24 protein-coding genes and 1 pseudogene are annotated in these 21,756 nt (G+C 36.2%); 21 read left to right on the top strand and 4 right to left on the bottom strand.

Annotated features, from left to right (window positions below):
- Nucleotides 1–71 precede the first annotated feature (71 nt).
- The 4 genes from AB3U99_RS21040 to AB3U99_RS21025 are packed head-to-tail and all read left to right on the top strand — an operon-like array spanning nt 72 to nt 2,811.
- A complete protein-coding gene (locus tag AB3U99_RS21040) occupies nt 72–1,613 on the top strand; it encodes a LysM peptidoglycan-binding domain-containing protein (RefSeq protein ID WP_400243703.1) in 1,542 nt (513 codons plus the stop codon).
- Nucleotides 1,588–1,911 (top strand): EAL domain-containing protein, encoded by a 324-nt coding sequence (locus AB3U99_RS21035; RefSeq protein ID WP_400243702.1) that lies wholly within the window; start codon nt 1,588–1,590, stop codon nt 1,909–1,911. Before AB3U99_RS21040 ends, AB3U99_RS21035 begins: the two co-directional genes overlap by 26 nt.
- Nucleotides 1,886–2,338 (top strand): EAL domain-containing protein, encoded by a 453-nt coding sequence (locus AB3U99_RS21030; RefSeq protein ID WP_400243701.1) that lies wholly within the window; start codon nt 1,886–1,888, stop codon nt 2,336–2,338. Before AB3U99_RS21035 ends, AB3U99_RS21030 begins: the two co-directional genes overlap by 26 nt.
- Complete coding sequence (locus AB3U99_RS21025; protein WP_400248141.1) at nt 2,221–2,811, top strand: diguanylate cyclase domain-containing protein; 591 nt, start codon at nt 2,221–2,223, stop codon at nt 2,809–2,811. The genes AB3U99_RS21030 and AB3U99_RS21025 overlap by 118 nt, the downstream gene beginning before the upstream one ends.
- Nucleotides 2,812–3,204: 393 nt before the next feature.
- Here the strand turns inward: AB3U99_RS21025 and AB3U99_RS21020 are convergent, their stop codons facing one another.
- Together AB3U99_RS21020 and AB3U99_RS21015 are read right to left on the bottom strand one after the other, a co-directional pair.
- Entirely contained in the window at nt 3,205–3,408 is a 204-nt protein-coding gene (locus AB3U99_RS21020; protein ID WP_400243700.1) for a hypothetical protein, read from the bottom strand.
- A gap of 19 nt (nt 3,409–3,427) precedes the next feature.
- Nucleotides 3,428–4,948: a glycosyltransferase gene (locus tag AB3U99_RS21015; RefSeq protein ID WP_400243699.1), complete on the bottom strand. Its 1,521-nt coding sequence runs from the start codon at nt 4,946–4,948 to the stop codon at nt 3,428–3,430.
- A 520-nt stretch (nt 4,949–5,468) separates the two neighbouring features.
- On the opposite strand from AB3U99_RS21015, the gene rfbA reads away from it, so the two are divergent.
- The 6 genes from rfbA (at nt 5,469) to AB3U99_RS20985 (ending at nt 10,924) form a co-directional block, all read left to right on the top strand.
- The gene (rfbA, locus tag AB3U99_RS21010) at nt 5,469–6,347 is read left to right on the top strand and encodes a glucose-1-phosphate thymidylyltransferase RfbA (protein ID WP_400243698.1); all 879 of its coding nucleotides are present in this window, start codon (nt 5,469–5,471) and stop codon (nt 6,345–6,347) included.
- A 21-nt stretch (nt 6,348–6,368) separates the two neighbouring features.
- Complete coding sequence (gene rfbC / locus AB3U99_RS21005) at nt 6,369–6,935, top strand: dTDP-4-dehydrorhamnose 3,5-epimerase (protein WP_400243697.1); 567 nt, start codon at nt 6,369–6,371, stop codon at nt 6,933–6,935.
- Nucleotides 6,932–7,786, top strand: coding sequence for a dTDP-4-dehydrorhamnose reductase (gene rfbD / locus AB3U99_RS21000; RefSeq protein ID WP_400243696.1), 855 nt, complete (start codon nt 6,932–6,934; stop codon nt 7,784–7,786). Before rfbC ends, rfbD begins: the two co-directional genes overlap by 4 nt.
- Before the next feature lies 1 nt (nt 7,787).
- A complete protein-coding gene (gene rfbB, locus AB3U99_RS20995) occupies nt 7,788–8,807 on the top strand; it encodes a dTDP-glucose 4,6-dehydratase (RefSeq protein WP_400243695.1) in 1,020 nt (339 codons plus the stop codon).
- Between the two features lie 257 nt (nt 8,808–9,064).
- Entirely contained in the window at nt 9,065–10,066 is a 1,002-nt protein-coding gene (locus AB3U99_RS20990; RefSeq protein ID WP_400243694.1) for an LLM class flavin-dependent oxidoreductase, read from the top strand.
- 456 nt (nt 10,067–10,522) lie between these two features.
- Nucleotides 10,523–10,924 carry a hypothetical protein gene (locus tag AB3U99_RS20985; RefSeq protein ID WP_400243693.1) on the top strand — a complete coding sequence of 134 codons (402 nt, stop codon included), beginning with the start codon at nt 10,523–10,525 and terminating at the stop codon, nt 10,922–10,924.
- 217 nt (nt 10,925–11,141) lie between these two features.
- Here the strand turns inward: AB3U99_RS20985 and AB3U99_RS20980 are convergent.
- Nucleotides 11,142–11,331, bottom strand: a pseudogene (locus AB3U99_RS20980) (type Z 30S ribosomal protein S14).
- Nucleotides 11,332–11,526: 195 nt separating this feature from the next.
- On the opposite strand from AB3U99_RS20980, the gene AB3U99_RS20975 reads away from it, so the two are divergent.
- The 5 genes from AB3U99_RS20975 (at nt 11,527) to AB3U99_RS20955 (ending at nt 13,114) form a co-directional block, all read left to right on the top strand.
- Entirely contained in the window at nt 11,527–11,742 is a 216-nt protein-coding gene (locus AB3U99_RS20975; protein ID WP_400243692.1) for a hypothetical protein, read from the top strand.
- Between the two features lie 16 nt (nt 11,743–11,758).
- Nucleotides 11,759–12,031 carry a spore coat protein gene (locus AB3U99_RS20970; RefSeq protein WP_400243691.1) on the top strand — a complete coding sequence of 91 codons (273 nt, stop codon included), beginning with the start codon at nt 11,759–11,761 and terminating at the stop codon, nt 12,029–12,031.
- Nucleotides 12,032–12,069: 38 nt separating this feature from the next.
- Nucleotides 12,070–12,258: a hypothetical protein gene (locus AB3U99_RS20965; protein WP_400243690.1), complete on the top strand. Its 189-nt coding sequence runs from the start codon at nt 12,070–12,072 to the stop codon at nt 12,256–12,258.
- A 15-nt stretch (nt 12,259–12,273) separates the two neighbouring features.
- Nucleotides 12,274–12,570 carry a spore coat protein gene (locus tag AB3U99_RS20960; RefSeq protein WP_400243689.1) on the top strand — a complete coding sequence of 99 codons (297 nt, stop codon included), beginning with the start codon at nt 12,274–12,276 and terminating at the stop codon, nt 12,568–12,570.
- Nucleotides 12,571–12,889: 319 nt separating this feature from the next.
- On the top strand, nt 12,890–13,114 hold the full coding sequence (locus AB3U99_RS20955; RefSeq protein WP_400243688.1) for a hypothetical protein: 225 nt from the start codon (nt 12,890–12,892) through the stop codon (nt 13,112–13,114).
- A 436-nt stretch (nt 13,115–13,550) separates the two neighbouring features.
- Here the strand turns inward: AB3U99_RS20955 and AB3U99_RS20950 are convergent, their stop codons facing one another.
- Nucleotides 13,551–14,582, bottom strand: coding sequence for an NADH:flavin oxidoreductase/NADH oxidase (locus AB3U99_RS20950; protein ID WP_400243687.1), 1,032 nt, complete (start codon nt 14,580–14,582; stop codon nt 13,551–13,553).
- A 600-nt stretch (nt 14,583–15,182) separates the two neighbouring features.
- Here AB3U99_RS20950 and AB3U99_RS20945 point away from each other — a divergent pair.
- The 6 genes from AB3U99_RS20945 to dat all read left to right on the top strand — a co-directional run bounded on the left by AB3U99_RS20945 (nt 15,183) and on the right by dat (nt 21,660).
- Nucleotides 15,183–16,829 carry an ABC transporter substrate-binding protein gene (locus tag AB3U99_RS20945; protein ID WP_400243686.1) on the top strand — a complete coding sequence of 549 codons (1,647 nt, stop codon included), beginning with the start codon at nt 15,183–15,185 and terminating at the stop codon, nt 16,827–16,829.
- A 104-nt stretch (nt 16,830–16,933) separates the two neighbouring features.
- Nucleotides 16,934–17,872 carry an ABC transporter permease gene (locus tag AB3U99_RS20940; protein ID WP_400243685.1) on the top strand — a complete coding sequence of 313 codons (939 nt, stop codon included), beginning with the start codon at nt 16,934–16,936 and terminating at the stop codon, nt 17,870–17,872.
- Nucleotides 17,873–17,893: 21 nt separating this feature from the next.
- Nucleotides 17,894–18,775 carry an ABC transporter permease gene (locus tag AB3U99_RS20935; RefSeq protein ID WP_400243684.1) on the top strand — a complete coding sequence of 294 codons (882 nt, stop codon included), beginning with the start codon at nt 17,894–17,896 and terminating at the stop codon, nt 18,773–18,775.
- Between the two features lie 37 nt (nt 18,776–18,812).
- On the top strand, nt 18,813–19,796 hold the full coding sequence (locus tag AB3U99_RS20930) for an ABC transporter ATP-binding protein (protein ID WP_400248140.1): 984 nt from the start codon (nt 18,813–18,815) through the stop codon (nt 19,794–19,796).
- A complete protein-coding gene (locus tag AB3U99_RS20925; protein ID WP_400243683.1) occupies nt 19,796–20,788 on the top strand; it encodes an ABC transporter ATP-binding protein in 993 nt (330 codons plus the stop codon). Before AB3U99_RS20930 ends, AB3U99_RS20925 begins: the two co-directional genes overlap by 1 nt.
- A 20-nt stretch (nt 20,789–20,808) precedes the next feature.
- Entirely contained in the window at nt 20,809–21,660 is an 852-nt protein-coding gene (gene dat, locus AB3U99_RS20920; protein ID WP_400243682.1) for a D-amino-acid transaminase, read from the top strand.
- The last annotated feature ends 96 nt before the right edge of the window (nt 21,661–21,756 follow it).

The following is a 21,756-nucleotide window of genomic DNA, read 5'->3' as shown; positions in this document are numbered from 1 at the left end:
CAGAAGCGATAGAACCGTCCTCTGTAGGCTAATGGTCTCTAGTCCTCCTAATACAAAAGGAGAGAAATCATATGGAAGCATTTCAAAGGTATGAGCTGAAGAGGGCTGACCAAAGTGATGAATATACATTAATTATTTATGCAGACAATTATTTATCAGAGTTTGGGGAGGAACTGGGAACGATTAATAAGGAAAAGACTTCTATTTTAGCAGCTGCAAAGAAAATGCTGCATGAGCGCTACCCAAATCTCAAGGTCAACATGATAAAAGTGGTGGTTGGGGGCATTGCGGTAACTGCCATTCCTTTTATGATGGATTCGCCAACATCTGCACAAGCAGCAGAATTAAGTCCCACAACTGTTCAAACACAAACTTCAAGCACTGTTTATTATGTAGTTAAATCAGGCGATACACTTTGGAATATCTCCCAAAGGTATAATTCCTCCGTGGATCAAGTAAAACAAGCAAATCAATTATCATCAGATTCACTCAATCTTAATCAAAAGCTTATTATTCCTCAAGCATTTCACAAAGTCGGAACTGGAGACTATTTAACCGTTTTAGCAAAAAAATACAATGTGAGTGTTGATGCAATAAAAGAAGCAAATAACTTAACCAGTGATGGAACAATGCTTGGGCAAATCCTAATTATTCCGAAACTAATTAATGCAGATACAGGTACTACGAGCAATTCTAACTCAACCCCTTCCGCTTCAACAAACGAAACGGGCAAATACACCGTTGTTTCAGGAGATACGCTCTTTGCAATTGCCACCCGATATGGTACAAGTGTAGATAATCTTAAGAGTATGAATGGATTATCTTCTAATACCATTAATGTTGGCCAGGTTTTAACCGTTTCAGTAACAAATTCAACTGCTGGCAGTGTTGTAAGCCAAACGTATACAGTAGTAAATGGGGATTATTTATCTTTAATCGCAAAAAAATACAATGTAACTGTAAACCAAATTAAAGAGTCCAATAAGCTTACTAGTGACATAATCCGAGTTGGGCAGGTATTGACCATTCCGAATGGACAAGCAGCGGATACAACTATTCCAAGTACAAATTTATCAACCGTACAGAAAAATTTACAAACACTTGGTTACTATGCAGTACCAGCAACAACTGGTAATGCGAGTGTGGCTGCCAAAGATGCCATTCAAAATTTCCAAAGGGATTATCTTTTGCCTGTAACAGGAAATGCAGATGAAGCAACAACGAAGGCTATCAACCATGCCATTGTAAAAAAAGCGCTTATAAGTGACACCAATAACTATCTTGGAGTTCCATATATATGGGGAGGCACAACTCCAAATGGGTTCGACTGTTCTGGGTTTGTGTCCTATATGTTTAACCAGCATGGTGTCTCTATGGCTCGCAATACTTCTGCAGGTATGTATAATACAGGCACAGCCATTCAAAGGACTAACTTGCAGCCAGGCGACTTAGTTTTCTTTGCGGTCAATTCACCAGGCACGATTTCCCACGTCGGATTTTACATGGGCGATAATCAATTTATTTCTGCCACAAGTTCAAAAGGAATCGCTGCCTATTCTATGGATAACTCCTATTGGTCACAGTATTATGTTGGAGCAAAGCGAGTATATTAATATCCCTTCCTTTAAGCAGTTTCAGCTAGAAAGAGATTTATATAAAGCAATGGAAAGACAGGAATTCTTTCTCCATTTTCAGCCGAGGGTAAATCCACTAACGGGAAAAATGGTAAGTGCTGAAGCGCTTATACGATGGATAAATGCTGAGTGGGGCCTTGTTTCCCCAAGAGAATTTATTCCCATTGCTGAAGAAAATGGCTTAATTTTTCCTATTGGAGATTGGGTTTTTCGAGAGGGTTTTATCAAGATTTCGGTTTGGAAAATTAAATTTGCCTATTGTTACAATATCGATTAATATATCTGCACAAAGATTATTAAAGTATGATTTTATCCCAACTGTTATTAACATATTAAAAGAAACAAAAACAGATCCTTCGTTAACTGAATTTGAAATAACAGAAACAACTTTAATCCAGTACGAAGAGGTTGTTAAATTGGCTATTCAGCAATTAAAAGAAATTGGTATTCGAATTGCATTAGATGATTTTGGTACGGGATATTCTTCTTTGACTTATTTAAAACAATATCCAATTGATACGATAAAATTGGATCGCTCTTTTATTAGTAACATTTCTGTATCCAAAAAAGATGAAATGATTGTTAAATCCATGATTTTTTTAGCGAAAGGGCTGGATATGAAAATCGTTGCTATATCAGGGGATATACGGAGATACGAAGAAAGGAGAAAACATTATCTAAGCTTGCCTATTCAGATTATCTAACCGGTCTTCCGAATCGCAGACTATTCCTTGATCGTCTGCAACAAGCGTTCTATACATCAGATCGAACAGGAAAGTTTACTGCATTAATGGTGTTGGATTGTGATAAATTTAAACAAATCAATGATACACTTGGACATGATGTTGGAGATGAAGTAATCAAGATATTCGCAAAACGAGTAGAAAGCTCCCTACGCAAAAGGGATACTTTATCAAGAGTTGGTGGAGACGAATTCACGGTTGTTTTGCCGGAAATAAGTAAAGTAGAGGATGTTATTGATATATCAAATAGAATTCTCGCAACAGTGAATGAAATAATGCAGTTACATGAAATAGAGTTACAGATTTCAACAAGTATTGGAATTTCTTTATATAATCCTGCCAGTCCTTCTAATACGGATGAGTTATTTAATAAAGCAGATCAAGAATTATATAAGGCGAAAGCAAAAGGAGGAAATCAAATTTCTTTTAGTTAAAAACATTTAAAGTAAGTAATTTTTAGAATGAGTTTATCTAGTAATCAAAGGGGCTGGGACAAAACTAATTAGATAATCTGTGAAGACGAACAATCTTTAATTTAGCTCTTATTAGATAAAGGTTACTTTCTCATACTGGTTATTTATGGCTTAAATATAGTCATGTGCAAAAACCAATTTGTTCCATTGTTCTACGGACACTCCCTTCCGCGGGGAGGAAGCTCACCGCTAGCCCCATGGAAAGCGAAGTATATTCAGGCTGTGGGGTAATAACAACAGAATTTATTGAAATCTTCTTTTTAAAAATAAATAATAAGAACGATTATATGTCGTTTTCGTATAATCGTTCTTATTTATTGATAACTGGAATAATTATGTCCCCGCCTCTTTGATTTATTTTTTAGTTATATCTTTTTTTTGAATGAATTCTGTATTCATTATGCCATCAAAATCTACTGGGCGTAATTCAAACCAACCTTTAATGCTTGGCCAAACTGTTAACTCTACCCCTGCTTTTTCATAGTGGTTTACTTTTATTGCATTAACAGAAGGACGAGCATATGTTGTCACATTTTCTAATGTTTTTACTTTTTTCATCACTATACTCCCTTTCTCCTTATTTTATATCTTCGAGTGCCACTTCCAAGGAAATATTGTTATGAGGATTTGTATAAAATGGTTGAATAGAGTATACTTTTCCGAATGATTGTAAGGAAGTAATAATATCATGTTCTTTAAGATACTCTGCTCGTGATGATCCGAGTCTTCTTCTTTTCACATATCCATTAATAGATGCTTCTACGAAAAAGTCCCAAATGCCTACAAGCTCTTCGTCGAAAAGTATTTCTTGATAATCTACCACAAAGGTAAATTTATTCTGCATACCTGGAGATTGATTTTTATGATGTACTTCTAATCCTGTAGGTCTGTGGACCATGCGAAGTTCATATTTCACATCTTGATTAACTAACAGGCTCTGTGTCATTTGACCATTGATTGTGAATGTCTTATCATCAAATTCCATTTCATTAATATACACATCAGATGTATTAAATTGGTTTACAACATGCTCTTCATCATACGCGACTTCTTTGGTGATTTTACGTAATCTTGCATAGATGAAACCATTTTCTACTTTAGTCACATCATTTGATGTTACTTTGTTAATTTGGTCATGAAGGGTTAATAATTTATCTACATTATTTTCCTTCGCTACGGTTAATAAATACTGAAATTTAGCATTTATAGAGGAAATAATGTCATCCTCTACATGGTTTTCAATAAATAATTTGGTCTCATTTAACCAATCTATCTTTTGTTCCTTATTTAGCAATCCAGAAAGTAAATGGCCATTTAGTCTACTTGCAGATAAGAAGCGGTTTAAAAAGGCGATTTTTAGCTCTCTTTTATAAAGGGCGTTCAAGCTACTGTTTTCAAGGAACTCCATAATTCTATTAAAGGAAAAGAAGAACTCATTTGCAGGGAAGTATTTTAAGCTTAAATTTTCATCTCCTCTTGCAACTACATAATAGTAATCATAGTCTGATAATACCGTGATTACTTTTGCATTAATATAGCATTGCATTACAAATAATTGATCTTCTCCGACTACTGCCTTAGGATGGAATCGAAAGCCATTCTCCTTTACAAACTGTAAATCGAACATCTTATGAGGAGCCAGACTATAGACCAAATTATCTTCTATAATATCTGCATGGTATTTATTTCCTTTTTTAAACATAGATTGAGGTACGCTACGACCATTTACGCCTACATATTTTCCATAAATCACGTCTGATTTATGTTCTGTTGCTGCACGGTAAAATCTTTCTAATGTTTCTTCACCGAGAAAATCATCATTATCTAAAAATAAAATATACTCTCCTCTTGCTGCTTCAATCGCATCATTTCGAGGAATCATTGGTCCGCCTGAATTTTCCTCCCGGTCAATCAGGATTAAATTACTCATTTTCTTTTTATATTCATTAATAACTTCTATACTTCTATCTGTTGAGCGATCATTTACACAAATAATTTCAAAATCGCTGGAATCCATTGTTTGGTTCATTAATGAATCCAATGTAACATTTAAATGTCTAGCGGCATTATAAATTGGAATAGCTATAGTTACTTTCAATTATGTACCCTCCAAATAACCAGTTTCCTAAAATCAATACGTTTTATCATATCATACTTTTCCCTATTAGTAGGTTTCTTCTTCCTTACAATATTTATAGGTACTTGTCATTATTGCTAACAATATAATTCATGGAATAGTATAATACTAATTCTTTGTAATTTCTACCATTTATATCCCTTGTAATAGAAAGATAAACTTCGCCTTTCGAAGAATCCTTAAAAGCTTCTATTATACGCTACTAGAGGAATCTAAATATCTAGCTGCAAGTACTTTCCTAAAGGTAAGCAAACCTGTCTATTTAATTTAGAAAAGTAATTAAAAATCTAGTAAGATTTTTGACTTTTTCTATCATTATTGCTAATTTTTTATATATAGTATTTCAACTTTTAGCCCACTCTTAACAGACAGCAAGACCCAATTTACTACTTAAACATTATATTTTGATTACATTTATATAAGTTGTCATTTATTTAGGGTAAAATAAATTGCATGCTTAAAGAAAAGGAGAATTTCTTAAATGAAAGGAATTATACTAGCTGGCGGAAGTGGAACAAGGCTCTATCCACTTACTTTAGTGACAAGTAAACAGCTTTTACCTATTAATGATAAACCGATGATTTATTATCCACTTTCCAGCTTAATGTTAGCGGGAATTAAAGACATTTTAATTATTTCTACACCAGAGGATACGCCTCGATTTGAAGCATTACTTGGTGATGGTTCTCAATTCGGCATTACCTTACAATATAAAGTACAACCGAAGCCAGAAGGATTAGCTCAGGCTTTTATTATTGGCGAAGAATTCATCGGGGATGATTCTGTTGCGATGATTTTAGGGGACAATATCTATTATGGAAGCGGAATGAGAAAACTTCTGCAGCGTGCTGCTCAAAAAGAGAGCGGGGCAACGGTATTTGGCTACCATGTACAGGATCCAGAGCGTTTTGGAGTAGTAGAATTTAATGCAGATGGAAAAGTCTTAAGTGTAGAAGAAAAACCGGAAGTGCCCAAGTCTAATTATGCGATAACGGGATTATATTTCTATGATAATCGGGTCGTAGAGATTGCGAAAAATGTGGAACCTTCTCATCGTGGGGAGCTAGAGATTACGTCGATTAATGAAGCGTACTTGAAATTAGAAGAATTAGAAGTAGAGCTACTTGGCAGAGGCTTTACGTGGTTGGATACAGGGACACATCAAAGTTTATTAGAAGCGTCCAATTTTGTTCGGACCATTGAAGATCACCAAGGAATAAAAATTGCTGCACCAGAAGAAATTGGCTATATTAATGGATGGATTACGAATGATTCCCTGATCGAACAAGGAAATCTTTATTCGAAAACAGGTTATGGCCAATATTTATTAAAAGTGGCAAAAGGCGATATTAAATATTAAGCAGATTTGAGGTGCTTTAGAATGCAAATTACAGAAACATTTATACAAGGGCTAAAAGTAGTCGAACCAAAGGTATTCGGAGACCATCGCGGTTGGTTTATGGAAACCTATAAGGAAGAGAGCTTTCAAAAAGCAGGCATCGATATTCCATTTGTACAGGATAATCAATCCTTTTCGGCAACAAAAGGAACGCTTCGCGGCTTGCATTATCAATTAAATCCAAAGGCACAAACAAAATTAGTCCGTTGTACAAAAGGGGCTATATATGATGTGGCAGTAGATATTCGGGAAAATAGTCCAACATTTGGCAAATGGTTTGGGATCGAGCTTTCTGCTGAAAATAAAATGCAGCTATTAATCCCACAAGGGTTTGCGCACGGATTTATGACGATTACGGACGATGTGGAAGTGCAATATAAGGTGGACAACCTATATGCTCCTGCTTGTGATCGAGGCATTCTGTGGAATGATCCTGCTATTGGCATTGAATGGCCACTAGATATAACGCCTGTTCTTTCCGAAAAAGATGAAAAAGCGCCATTGCTAAAAGACGCTGAACACAATTTTACTTTTGGTGAGAATAAATGAAGATTTTAGTGACAGGCTATTCTGGACAATTAGGCCATGATGTTGTTTTAGAAGGAAAAAAACGTGGGTTTGAAATGATTGGTGTCGGTCACAAGGAACTGGACATTACGCAGGAAGAACAAGTGCAAAACTATATACATACGGTGAAGCCGGACGCGGTTATTCATTGTGCTGCCTACACGGCGGTGGATAATGCAGAGGACGATAAAGAAACTTGCTTTGATGTCAATGTGAATGGGACAAACTATTTGGCAGCTGCGGCTAAAAGTGTGGATGCTAAGTTTACTTATATTAGTACAGATTATGTGTTTGAAGGCACAGGTACAGAGCCTTTCACAGAAGAAGATGCAGCGAAACCAGTTGGCTACTATGGTGTGACAAAGTATGAAGGAGAAAAAGCCGTTCAATCTTTGTTGGATAAGTATTTTATTGTCCGTATTTCCTGGGTATTTGGCATTAATGGCAATAATTTTATTAAAACGATGCTTCGTTTGGCAGAAACAAGAGACGAATTAAATGTGGTAGGGGATCAATATGGTTCCCCTACGTACACCTTTGATTTAGCGAAGCTTTTGTTAGATATGGTAGAAACAGAGAAGTACGGCGTGTATCATGCTTCAAATGAAGGATTTACTACATGGGCAGACTTCGCGAAGGAAATATTTGAAGTAGCGGGAAAAGCCGTGAAGGTAAATAGTATTACAACCGAAGAATATCCGACTAAAGCAGTTCGACCAAAGAACTCCCGCATGTCAAAGGACAAGCTAGAGGAGAATGGATTTACCCGTCTTCCCGCTTGGCAGGATGCATTAAAGCGATATATCGCGGAATTACAAGAAGAGGTGAACTAAGGTGGCAAGAAAGAAAGTGTTAGTAACAGGTGGCGCAGGCTTTATCGGCGGAAACTTTGTGCAATATATGGTCAATAAATATCCAGATTACGATATTTATAACTTAGATTTATTAACATATGCAGGTGATTTAACGAAGCATAAGGAAATTGAAAAGAAGGATAATTATCATTTCGTAAAGGCAGATATTGCAGATCGAGACGCAATCTTCGCACTTTTTGAAAAAGAAAAGTTTGATTATGTGACTCATTTTGCAGCAGAAAGCCATGTGGACCGTTCGATTACAGACCCGGAAATCTTTGTGGTGACAAACGTGCTTGGTACGCAAGTATTGTTAGATGCAGCAAAGGCAATCGGTGTAACGAAATTTGTTCATGTATCGACAGATGAAGTGTATGGAGAGCTAGATTTCGATCCAACAACTTTCTTCACAGAAGATACGCCATTACAGCCAAATAGCCCATACAGTGCAAGTAAAGCATCTTCTGATATGCTGGTTCGCGCTTACCATGAGACATTTGGCTTGCCAATCAATATTACACGTTGTTCCAATAACTATGGACCTTATCATTTCCCAGAGAAGTTAATTCCATTAACGATTTCTCGCGTGTTAAATGAGCAAAAGATTCCTGTTTATGGAGACGGTAAAAACATTCGTGACTGGTTACACGTATTAGATCATTGTGCGGCAATTGATTTAGTGCTTCATGAAGGCGCAAATGGCGAAGTATACAATGTTGGCGGTCATAATGAGCGTACAAATCTAGAAGTAGTAAAAACAATCATTAGCACACTAGAAAAGTCAGAGGACTTAATCGAATTCGTAACGGATCGCCTAGGTCATGACAAGCGCTATGCGATTGATCCAACCAAACTGGAAGCACTTGGCTGGAAACCGACCTATACATTTGAATCTGGAATTGCCCAAACCATCCAATGGTATTTGGACAACAAAGAATGGTGGGAGCAGATTATCAGCGGAGAATATCAAAATTATTTTGAGAAACAGTATACGTTATAAAGGGAAGCAGAGGGGAGCAGTTCTTTTGCTTCCTTTTCTTGTTGTTTACATTGAACGGAGTTGGTATTGGAAGAAATGCAAAGGGGAATCTTATATGTAATGGCTAATAGTGTATCCGTATTTATCCTGTCTCCACAGACTTGAATCGAATAATGTTAGGATGAATTTTCTTCTGCCTCTCTTCAAGCAGATAAGTTTGTTTCCATGATATCAATTGATATGATAAAGATGAATCAAACAAGAAAGGATCTTGCATAATGGCAAATTTAAATATACCTGTATCTGTACTAAACCTTGCTCCAATTCGCGAGGGACAAACGTCAAAAGAAGCAATTGAATCAATGATTGATTTAGCTCAAGCAACCGAGAAAATGGGATATAAACGATATTGGATTGCTGAGCATCATAATACTTCTACACTTGTTAGTTCGGCGACGGCAATTTTAATAAAGCATACGCTTGAACATACTAATAGCATTAGTGTAGGATCTGGCGGAGTGATGCTACCTAACCATTCTCCATTAGTTGTTGCAGAACAATTTGGAACAATGGCAACGATTTATCCAAATCGTGTTGATTTAGGCCTTGGCAGAGCACCTGGAACCGATATGCTGACTGCGAGTGCGTTAAGACGATCTCAAAAGGATTCTGTTTATACATTTCCAGAGGATGTTAATGCACTGCTTACGTATTTCGGACCAGAAGAAGAACAAGGATATGTAAAAGCGCATCCAGGCGTTGGAACGAATGTACCAATTTACATTCTTGGTTCCTCCACAGATTCTGCTTACTTAGCGGCGAGCTTGGGATTACCTTATGTTTTTGCTTCTCACTTTGCACCAAGATATATGGCAGATGCTATTAAGATTTATCGTGAGCGTTTCAAGCCTTCAAAATATTTGGATAAACCATATATGATGGTTTGCTTGAATTTAATTGCAGCTGAAACGGATCAAGAGGCTGCGGTTTTACAGACATCCACTCATCAATTTTTCCTTAATGTAGTGCGTGGTACACAAATGCCCCTTCAGCCACCAGTGGAAAGCTTAGATGGAATTTGGAACCCACAGGAAGAAGAAATGGCAAAATCGATGTCCAGTGTGACTCTTTTAGGAAGTAAAGATTCTGTTCGCAAACAGCTTACAGCATTTCAAGAACGATTTAATGTGGATGAAATTATGGCCGTTTCTTATATTTTTGACGCTGAAAAGCAGAAACGCTCTTATGAAATATTAAGAGAAGTAGTAGAGGGGAAGTAAGTTTAAGAACCTAGATTGATTAATAAGTTGTATTTAAATGAAAAGGGTACTGAATCTCCAATGGAGCCAGTACCCTTTTTATTTATTTTTCTTTTTTATCCTCTTTTTTCTTTTCCTGCTGCTTCTCTTTCTGCTTTTCTGTTATTTTAAAATCACGATCCACCGTTTTGTTTTTTAAATCTTCATTTTTAACCATAACTATAAACGCCTCCTTTTTTCTTTTATATAGACGTTTTGACATTGATTAAACCTAAATGTAATAGGAAGAAATGGGATTATTTAGGTTTTGGGGATTTCAGAGGGACGGTTCTACTGGCTCTTTTTCCAAACTTTTACTTCCTGAACTTTATTCACATATTATACAAATTTGTTTTTATCACTTGTTAGTAAAATAAAGGGAAGAGGCTTTTCCTTCATATGTACTGAATCTATTTTAAAAAGAAAGAGATGTGGAAGATGAAGAATAGAAGAAACGGAATTTATTATTGGATAGGTGCATTACTATTATTCATTGGAATGGGAGCCGTTGCTGCCGGGATAGGACTTGTTTTCAAGCCGGATGGCAGTACTTTAGGAATGACTGTTAAGCTTTTGGAGGAATCTCCGTTTCAAAATTTTTTGATTCCAGGAATTATTTTATTTTTAATCAATGGGATCGGTAGTTTCTTTGGTGCCATTTTATCTTTCAAAAGGCATGCTTTATCAGGAATTGTAACCATTATACTAGGGACTGCAATGATTATTTGGATTTCAGCACAAGTATATTGGATTGGCTGGATAAATTGGATGCAGACATTCTTTTTTCTACTCGGGATAATAGAGATTCTTTTAGGGAGAATTACGGTTCGAGGCCACTGAAAAAGTATAGTTAACTAAGTTAAATGAGGATTTAGTTCTTTGAAAGCGAAATAATAGGTTGGTTTTTCCACATCTAAGTTTAAAAAAGTGGTTACTATCAATCATCAATAGCTAGCAGTTTTTCAGTGACCTAGGACGCTTCTATTGCGGACTTTTATAATATATAGAGAGGAAGAAACCAATAGAACTCTCACTGTTAGGACTTCCTCTGATTTCCTTACCAGCTTGCTTTTATTAAACCTGGAATTTGGCCTTTGTAGGCTAATTCTCTTAAGCAAATTCTGCATAATTTAAATTTGCGGTAAACAGAGTGTGGTCTGCCGCATTTTTCGCATCTTGTATATTCTATTCTTGTACTTTATATTTCGCTTTTCTTTTTTGTTTATAATAAGTGCTTGTTTAGCCATTATTCAGCCTGCTTTTATAATAATTATAACTTGATATTAATTTTAATTAAAAAAGAAATTAATGGGATATGTTTAATAAATATAAGTAGAAGATTCGAAGGTTCTATTAATACATTCTTATAAAAGTTATCGTTATTGGGATAAATTTTTATCTAATAAAGAACAATAATCATGGGAAAGAATGGAGGTGTAAGGATGAAAAGCCAAGATTTTGGGGTTCATGAAGTGACAGATATGCGTGAATTGATTAATTTTAAAGGGGCATGCCTTGCTCAATCAAAAGCAAGATTAGAAAAGGTAGAGAATGAAGAGTTAAAACAATTGATTGAAAAAAGTGTTGAACTAGGAACGACTTCTTTAAATCAAATGAAGAATCTTTTAAGTAAAGCGTCTACACAAATCATTCAATAATTAGGAGGATTCCCAAATGAATGAGAAGGAATTAAGTTTTTCCGATCATGTCATCGCAACCGATATGCTATTTGAAACGAAAGCAGCTGTTAAAGATTTAGCTGCTGCATTAACAGAGTCGACCACATCAGAAATACGGACTTTTCTGAAACAAGAATTAAGAAATGCGATCGATCAGCATGAACAAATTTATGGGTTTTTACAGGATAGAGGCATATATGATGCTTACAATGTTCCTCAACAGTTACAAAAGGATTTGGAATATGCAGAACGCTCCTTACATGAATAAAGAGAATGCTGTTAATTATAGAAAGTGGGTGTTTTTAGATGGAGGGAAATCTAGGTACTCATGAAGCACTGGAGCTTCATGAACTAATAACGTTTAAAAGCTTATGTGTAACAAAAGCTTCAATCATGCAATTACTAGTATCAGATGAAGAATTAAAAACAATTATGCAGCAAGATGTAGAAATATCATCCAAACATATCGAAGCATTGAAAAATTATCTTTCTTAAAGGAGGTTTATAATATTGAATGGATTTATTGAAAAAATAACAGGAATGGCTCCATTATCCGATCAAGTGATAGCAACAGACTTGCTAATTGCCGCAAAGTCCGGTATAAAAAGCTATGCATTAGCAATTACAGAAACGGCGACTCCAGAAGTAAGAAATATATTAAAACAACAATTGGAAGAAACCATTACACTTCATGAACAAATCTCTACTTATATGATTAATAAAGGCTATTACCAGCCATATGACACAGAGCAACAATCACAAATTGATAAAAATACAGCAGAAACTGCGTTGAATCTGGTGAAGTAGGGGGATTCTCCTGCTTCCCTTTTTGTTATGTGCTAGTAAAAGGAAACTAGAGAATAGTTCCAGATTACTGAAAAAGTAGTTTGTCGAAATTCATTTAGGAAGCAGGGCTTTGAAAAGTGAATTATTTATTGGTTTTTGAAAAGGCGTCAGCACGACCCAGTAAGTCATGTTGACGCCTCGGAGAACAAATGCAACAGCAAAGTTTAGAAAATGGCTACTATTAATAAGCAATTGCTAGTAGTTTTTCAGTGCCTTCGAATCGTCCCTCTGAGTACTTTAATTGAAAATCGGGTATTCAATAATAGGGAGGTGATTAATAATGGCAGAAAATAAAAGAGAAACTGTTACGAATAATAACACATATATGGATAATCCAGAGCAATACGAAACAGAAAATGAAAGTTTATTTGATAAATTTGAAAGTGAACAAATGGTTGATCCAATCCCCATGGAAGATCTCAAAGAAGAATTAAGGGAAGAAAAAGCGAAGCATGACACGAAAAATACATCTTCTAGTGAAAAAAAGTATAAAACAGGCATGTGAGCAGAAGAATCGACCTATAATTTCATTTAAATACAAACCAAAAAAGAGGCTGTTTAAGTAACAAGCCTCTTTTTCTAAGAAAATCATTTGCTATTACTTGCCTTCTAGTTTCTCCATAGCAGAAGTTGCAATTGCTGTACAAATGTCACCAATCACACTTAAAAGACCAAGAACAAGCTCTATCATTAGCAAGCATCTCCTTTGTGTAAATTATACCATTAAATGGAATATGTGTGCGAGTGTTTTTTTAGAAAAGGAAGCAGTAGAATTGCCCCAATGTTTTCGAAAGCGAAGTGTATTCAGGCTGCGGATAATAACACCAACTTTACTAAAAAAGCCTTTTATAAACTAATGAAAAAACCGAACAATCACTCTCATATGATTGTTCGGGTCTATGGCTGGAATCTTTATGTCCCAACCTCTTTTCAAAATTATATTATCTCTTAGGAAACGCAACACCATATTGTTTAGGCATTTCTGTTTCCTTACGTAGCTGTGTAGCAGCTTCGATTGTCCAATATGGATTGCGAAGCATGCCTCTTCCTACTGCAACAAGATCTGCATCATCATTGCCAATGACAGAGTTTGCTAATTCTGGTGAATCTAATCTTCCAACAGCGATAACTGGTACGTTTAACTCTTGCTTAAATGCACGAGCTAAAGGTACTTGATAAGCAACATGTGTTCCAGGTCGTCCTGCTGCAGCGATTGGACCTTCTCCACCTGCGCTGACATGGAAAATATCTACGCCAGCTTCTTCATATTTTTTAGAAAATACAACACTGTCTTCAATATCATATCCACCTTCAACGTATTCTTTACCAGAAACGCGCATGATTAATGGCATATCAGCTGGCATTTCTTCTTTAACTGCTTTAATGATTTCCACACCGAACTTCGTTAAATCTTTGCCATATTCATCCTCACGTTTGTTTGTGTAGGCAGATTGGAACTGGTGAATTAAGTAACCATGAGCACCATGCAACTCGATTGTATCAAAACCAGCTTTGATTGCACGAGCAGTAGCTTGGCGGAATTTTTCCACCATTCCTTTTACTTCTTCTGTAGTTAATTCTTTCGGTGTTTTTGATTTATCATCAAATGGAATAGCTGATGAAGAGACTGGCTGTGGTGCATCCTCTGCCTTTCTGCCAGCATGAGCGATTTGGATACCCACTTTTGCACCGTATTGATGACAAGCATCAACAATTCGTTTCAATGGAGCAATATGCTCGTCAGACCATAAACCTAAATCATTATCTGTAATGCGACCATCAGGTTCTACATCTGTCATTTCAATAATGATTAATCCAGCACCACCGATTGCACGACTTACATAATGAACATAGTGCCAATCTGTTGCGATTCCGTCTTTTTTCCCCACTGAATATTGACACATTGGAGGCATTACCACACGGTTTTTTAATTCTAATCCTTTATAAGAGAAAGGAGTAAATAAATCCTTCATAACCAAGCCTTCTTTCATTGAAAAAATTATCTCGTTTGTTTAACAAGGTACCACCAGCTAGAGCTTATTTCAATTATTATGCTTTAGATGATGTGATTTTCAGAACTATTATGTACAAAAAAATGTAACAAATTCGTATGATTTATATTTTCAAAGCAAAGAAAACGGATTGAATAGGCTAACAGAATAAAATTTAATCATTAAAAATATTTATTATCGAAAAATATAGAGACTTGGTTGTTTTAATATTCTTATCTTAAGTTTAAATGGTAATAATAAAGAATTTGCTGATTTCTGGTGAGCGATATGTCGATAAATATGTCAGATTATCATTATAGAAGAATAAATGTAATGATTGAAAATTTAGAAAATAAAGAAAGTGATAGAGGTGCTCAACTTTACCATATTAAAGTATCACTATATAATAATTTTAATATTCAGATAATTTGTTAGGAAATATGACAAAAATAACAATAAAATAACTGTGCACAAAGTGTAATGTGATATTTCCTGACAAAATACAACTAGATTATTCCATTTATGTAATAGAGAGAAAAAGATTTAAGCAGTAAAAAAACTAATACATAAGGAGAAATGAGGATGAAAAGGAATAATTTTAGGTTTCTTATTTTTAGTATTTTGATGGTCTTATTTTTAAGTGCATGTAGTGAGGAAAGCAATCCAGCAAGTTCATCTGAAAATGATTCGACAAGTAGTAATGAGCCAACTTCAGGTGGTACGTTAGTGAGGGCTGCTATTTATGGGGATCCACAAAACTTGGATCCAATGGCCAGGTCTCATGGAACTGCGACATCCATGGTAACTTGGAATATCTTTGAACCACTTGTTCGTTATGACGCGGTAGCTGGGGAATTCAAAGCAGGAAATGCGTCGGAATGGGAAATTAGTTCAGATGGTTTAACTTATTCTTTTACCCTTAACCCTGATGTTACCTTTCATAATGGAAGAGTGGTAACCGCCGAAGATTTTAAGTATTCGATGGAGAGAGTAATGAATCCTAAAAATGCTTCTCCTAATGCAGGAAATTTGCAAGCAATTACAGGATCAAAGGATTTTATGAGTGGGGATGCCAGTGAAGTAACGGGTATCAAAGTGATTGATGATACACATATAGAAATTAGTTTAGATAATCCTGACAATACTTTCCTTTCCGTCTTATCTTTACCATTTACAGCTGCTGTTCCTAAAGAGGTAGTGGAAGAAAAAGGAGATAAATTTGGCGAAGAACCCGTTGGGGCAGGTCCCTTTAAATTTTCTAGCTGGGTACGTGGAAGCGAAATTGTATTAGAAAAAAATGCGGATTACTTTGCAGGTGCACCTAATTTAGACAAAGTTGTCTATAAAATTATGGAAGACCAAACAGCTAGAGACAATTCATTCGCTTCAAGACAATTGGATATGATGGTACTGGGAGATGCTCAATATGCAAGATATAAAAATGATCCGACGTATGGTGATTTGATAGTAGAAGTACCAGAATTATTTACAAGAAATTTGAAGTTTAACCTCGAAAAAGATGGTCCATGGCAAGATGTCCGTGTTAGACAAGCGATAAATTACGCAATTGATCGGGATACAATTATACAAACTGTAATCCAAGGGAAGGCTTACCCGGCAGTTGGAGTACTCCCTTCGTCGATTCAAGGCTATAACGAAAAAGTAACTACCTATCAATATGATCCAGAAAAAGCAAAGGCTTTATTAGAAGAAGCTGGGTATGGTGATGGATTTACACTAAACATTCTTACTACCTCTCACCCCGCATTCGGCTTGCCAGCAGTAGAGGCGTTGAGTGGATATTTAGAAGAAGTTGGAATTACGGTTAAGACAGAGCAAGTTGATTTTGCTGCAATGACAGACCGATTAAATAATGGAGATTTTGAGACGGCGATGTCTTCAAATGGTGGAATGACACATCCAGTAGAGTTTTTATCTCGCTATTTCCATAGTAAAAATGCTGGTGCATCTGGAAATACAAGTCATTATACCAATGAAAAGGTAGATGAATTGCTAGATAAGGCGTCACAGACAACAGATGAATCAGAAATGATTGCACTAGCTCAGGAAGCGGAAGAAATGATTGTAAAAGATGCACCTTGGTGGTTCTTTAACTATAACAAGGCAGTAATTGTTCATCAGCCTTGGGTAAAGGGACTGCAGGAAATGCCGACAGATATTGACTATCAAGACTTAACAAAGGTTTGGATTGATGAAAGTCTAAAATAAAGGCTGTATTCTATATGATTATTGATTTTCCAATAGGAAAAAGTTCTAAGTTAATAGCAACAAATTATAAGAAAACAGCCAAAATAAAAGACGAGAGGTGGACAATGCTAAATTACATGATAAGACGGCTTTTGGAAGCCATCCCAATATGGATTGCAATTACCTTAATTGTATTTATTTTGATGAATATTATTCCAGGTGACCCAGTAGCTCAATTAATGGATGCGAGAAGCGGGGCGTTAGATGAGAATGTTATAAAGCAAATAAGAGAGCAGTGGGGACTTAATGATCCCCTGCCTCTCCAATATTTACATTTTCTTCAAGGTGTAGTCCAAGGTGATTTTGGCACTTCCTATCAATCTAGAAGTTCTGTAACGGAACTGCTTATTGAAAGAATTCCAGTAACCTTGCAAATCACCGTTCTTGGATTATTCATTGCTATCGTAATAGGAATTACCGCTGGAACTATTGGAGCTTTAAAAAGAGGCTCTTGGATTGATTCTTTAGTAAGTTCCTTTTCCGTATCTGGCGTTTCCTTGCCTTCGTTTTTTCTAGGATTAATTCTCATGTATCTGTTTGCAGTTAAATTTAGGCTGCTTCCGGCAACGGGTTATGTGGCGGGGGATATACGGTATTTACTATTGCCATCTCTAACCCTAGCTCTTGCTGTAAGTGGTGTAATTGCGAGAATTACTAGATCGGCAATGATCGATATTTTACGTATGGATTATATGACAACGGCTATTTCAAAGGGAATCTCCTCAGGCAGAATTATTATTTTACATGCATTAAAAAATGCAATGCCACCTATTTTAACGATAATTGGGGTTCAAATGGGATTGTTATTATCTGGAGCAGTTATTACAGAAACAATTTACGGGTTGCCAGGGGTTGGGCGATTGATGATTGATGCGATATTGCAGCGTGATTTACCAATTGTGCAAGGCTGTGTTGTTTTTGTTGCTACTGTTTTTTTACTAGTGAATTTACTCACTGATATTGGATGTAGATTAATCGATCCAAGAATCAAGGTGGAGTCTTAAAAAGGATGGAGTGAATAATAAATGGAGACCGTCAATTCGCCCACAATCAGTGCTGATAGAAGCATACCTATTAAGAAAAAGAAAAGAAGCGTGAAATTTTCTTTTTCCTATATTGGAATTGGAATAATGCTTGTTATTGTATTAGGCACAATATTTGTACCATTTATTTCTTCTTATAATCCAAATACCAATGATTTAACACAGACATTACAAAAACCTTCTGCGACTCATTGGTTTGGAACAGACCATTTAGGAAGAGATCTATTTACACGGGTTTTATATGGTGGGCAAAAATCGCTAATTATTGCCATCGTTGTTCAGCTTATTTCTATTTCGATTGGAACTTTACTAGGCTTGTTGTCTGGCTATTTTTCAGGAAAAACAGATAAGGTAATTATGGCGATTACCAATATTATGTTTAGTTTTCCTGGACTCTTATTTGCCATTGCGATTATGGCTGCATTAGGACCAGGGGTATTTAACTTAATCCTTGCGTTAGGAATTGTAAGTTGGCCTGAAATATGCCGATTGGTACGATCACAAACTTTATCCTTAAAGGAGCAGGAATTTGTGGAAGGTGGTCACGCTTTAGGTGCAAGTGTCTTGCGCATCTTATTTCGTTATATTTTACCTAACTGTTATGGACATATTGCTGTAATCGCAACATTGGGTATGGCATCTACCATACTCGCAGAATCATCTTTAAGTTTTCTTGGTTTAGGGGTACAGCCACCTGATCCTAGTTGGGGATCTATGGTCAATCAAGGCAAGGATTATATGTTTAATGCTCCTTGGTATTTATTTATTCCAGGTGCAGTGATGTTTATTGTCATATTAGGCATAAATTTAGTAGGAGATGTATTTAGAGACTATTTTGATCCAAGAATGAAAAATTCGCGATAATCTAACCTAATGATAAAGGAGGGTACTGCAATTGGGGATGATACTAGATGTTCAAGATTTGAAAGTAGGATATAACAAGAACGGTGACATGGTCCATGTTTTAAAACAAGTAGACTTTTCCTTAGAAAAAGGAGAGACACTTGGCATCGTAGGGGAATCGGGCTGTGGAAAAAGCATGACTTCCTTAGCTATAATGGGACTTCTTAAAAACAAAGGTCTTCTAGCTACGGAGGGAAAAATAGTTTGGGAAGGAAAAAATCTGTTAACATCTACAAACACTGAATGGAAAAGTATTCGCGGAAAAGAAATATCGATGATTTTTCAAGAACCGATGACAGCACTTAATCCTTTATTAACAATTGGAACGCAAATAATGGAGCAATTAGCTGCCCATTATCGCCTAAGCAAAAAGGAGAGAATAGAAAAGGCGATTGAAATGTTGAAATTAGTAGGAATTCCATCCCCGGAGCTACGGATGAAATCTTATCCACATGAGCTTTCAGGAGGAATGCGGCAAAGAGTGATGATTGCGATGGCTATTTCTTGTCAGCCACGCCTATTAATTGCAGATGAACCAACAACGGCTTTAGATGTAACGATACAAGCACAAATCTTAGATTTACTTGCTGATCTAACGGAAAAACTAGATATGGCGATGATCTTAATTACACATGATTTAGGAGTTGTCGCTAATAACTGTCAAAAAGTTATTGTAATGTATGCGGGACGAGTGATGGAGGAAGCAAGTAAAGACCAGTTGTTTGAAAAAGCATTTCATCCCTATACACAAGGATTATTGCAGTCTGTTACTTCCATTGAAGAGAAAATGGACGAATTATATTCCATTCCTGGAAGAGTTCCAATGGCGGATGAGGAGATACAAGGCTGCATTTTTCAAGACCGTTGTCCTTTTGCTGAGCAAAAATGTCAGATGCAACAACCACCGCTTACTGAAATAGAAGATAATCGAAAAGTCAGTTGTTGGAGATATAAGGAAATCGCAGAAGGGGTTGCATCATAATGGAGCATGTTGCCGAAAAAGAAGTGTTGTTGGAAATAAAATCGCTTAAAAAGTATTTCCCAGTGAAAAGAGATATTCTTCAAAAATTAACAAGAAAAGAACAAAAGGTCGTTAAGGCGGTAGATGATGTTAATTTTAAAGTGTATAAAGGAGAGACATTGGCATTAGTTGGAGAATCAGGATGTGGGAAAAGTACAACAGGTCGATCTTTATTGCGGCTAATTGAACCAACGGAGGGAAATGTTTTTTTTGAGGGAAAGGATATTGTTGCCTATTCAAAGCAAGAATTGAAGAATATAAAAAAGGATATGCAAATTGTCTTTCAAGATCCCTTTGCATCCTTACATCCAAGAATGACGGTAGAAGAAATTATTGCAGAGCCCTTATCTATTCATAAAGTTGGTAGTCGCGAAGAAAGAAGAACGAAAGTGGAGTATTTAATGGAAAAGGTTGGTTTGTCCCCTCAAATGAAAAAAAGATACCCCCATGAATTTTCAGGAGGACAAAGACAAAGAATTGGGATCGCAAAGGCATTAGCGCTTAATCCTAAGTTTATTATTTGTGATGAACCAGTATCCGCATTAGATGTATCTGTTCAAGCCCAAGTTATTAATCTCTTTAAAGAGTTACAAAAGCAATTTTCCCTTACTTATCTATTTATCTCTCATGATCTTAGTGTAGTAAAACATGTCTCAGATCGAGTAGGGGTGATGTATTTAGGAAAAATAGTGGAGATTGCAAATACTGCTGATTTATTTTCACGTCCGGCTCATCCCTATACGCAAGCTTTGTTATCTGCAAAACCAGTTATTGATGAGAAAAATAGAATAGAAAGGATTGTATTGGATGGGGAATTGCCTACACCCCTTAATCCGCCAAGCGGCTGCCATTTTCATACAAGATGCCCATTTAAAATGGAGAAATGTATGCATGTAGAACCGACAGTAAAGGATTTAGGAACTAATCATCAAGTAGCTTGCCATTTACATTAAAATAATACGAGGTGAATAAATTGAATATTTTGGTTAATGAAGGGATTATTCCGAGAAGTTCTTTTTCCATTGATATTGAAGATCGAGGCTATCAATTCGGTGATGGAATCTATGAAATGGTAAAGGTATTTGAAGGAGTCCTATTTGAGTGGGAAGCTCATCTGGAAAGGCTTTTTCGGAGTGCTCGGGAGCTAAGGATTGCTATTTCGATGAATAAAGAAGAGTTAACCAAGCAGATTCAGCAATTAATATCTATTGAGAATTTAAGAGAGGGTTATGTCTATATTCAAGTTACAAGAGGGGTAGCCGCGCGAATTCATCATTTTCCTGAAGGGGTTTCTTCTGTATTAGTAGCTTATACAAAAGAAGGCAAAGAAGAAAAAAAAGAAGAGTTAGCTGGAATTCATGTAATCACGACAGAAGATATTCGGTGGCAACGAGTGGATATTAAAAGCCTTAATTTACTAGGAAATGTACTTGCAAAACAAAAAGCAGTGGAAGCAGGAGCTCAAGAAGCCGTTTTTGTTAGAGGTGGAATGGTGACGGAATGTAGCAGTAGTAATATTTTTGGCATAAAGGATGGTGTTTGTTATACACATCCAGCCAATCATTTGATCTTAAATGGGATAACAAGACAGGTTGTCATTCGTTTATTAGAAAAGGTTTCGTTAGAGTTAGAAGAATCACCGATGACATTAGAAGCGTTATATGGAATGGATGAAGTATTTATTACCAATACAGGTCAAGAAGTTTGTCCAGTTATTGAAATAGATGGCAGAAAGGTTGGGACTGGAGAGGTAGGAGCGTATAGCCGCAAGCTTTCCATCGAGTTTCATCGATTAATTGACTCTGTTGTACCAAGCAAGCGGTAGATTTGATGTTCCTTTCGTACGCTTAAGCTTGGTGTTTTCAATAATGCGTTCATTAGAAATAATGAGCAGCCTGAATGCAAGACAACAGAAAATAAT

Source organism: Niallia tiangongensis, assembly GCF_044704065.1.
Lineage (GTDB): Bacteria > Bacillota > Bacilli > Bacillales > Cytobacillaceae > Niallia > Niallia tiangongensis.
The sequence above is the reverse complement of the archived record's forward strand: the minus strand, read 5'-3'. Positions and strand labels throughout refer to the sequence as shown.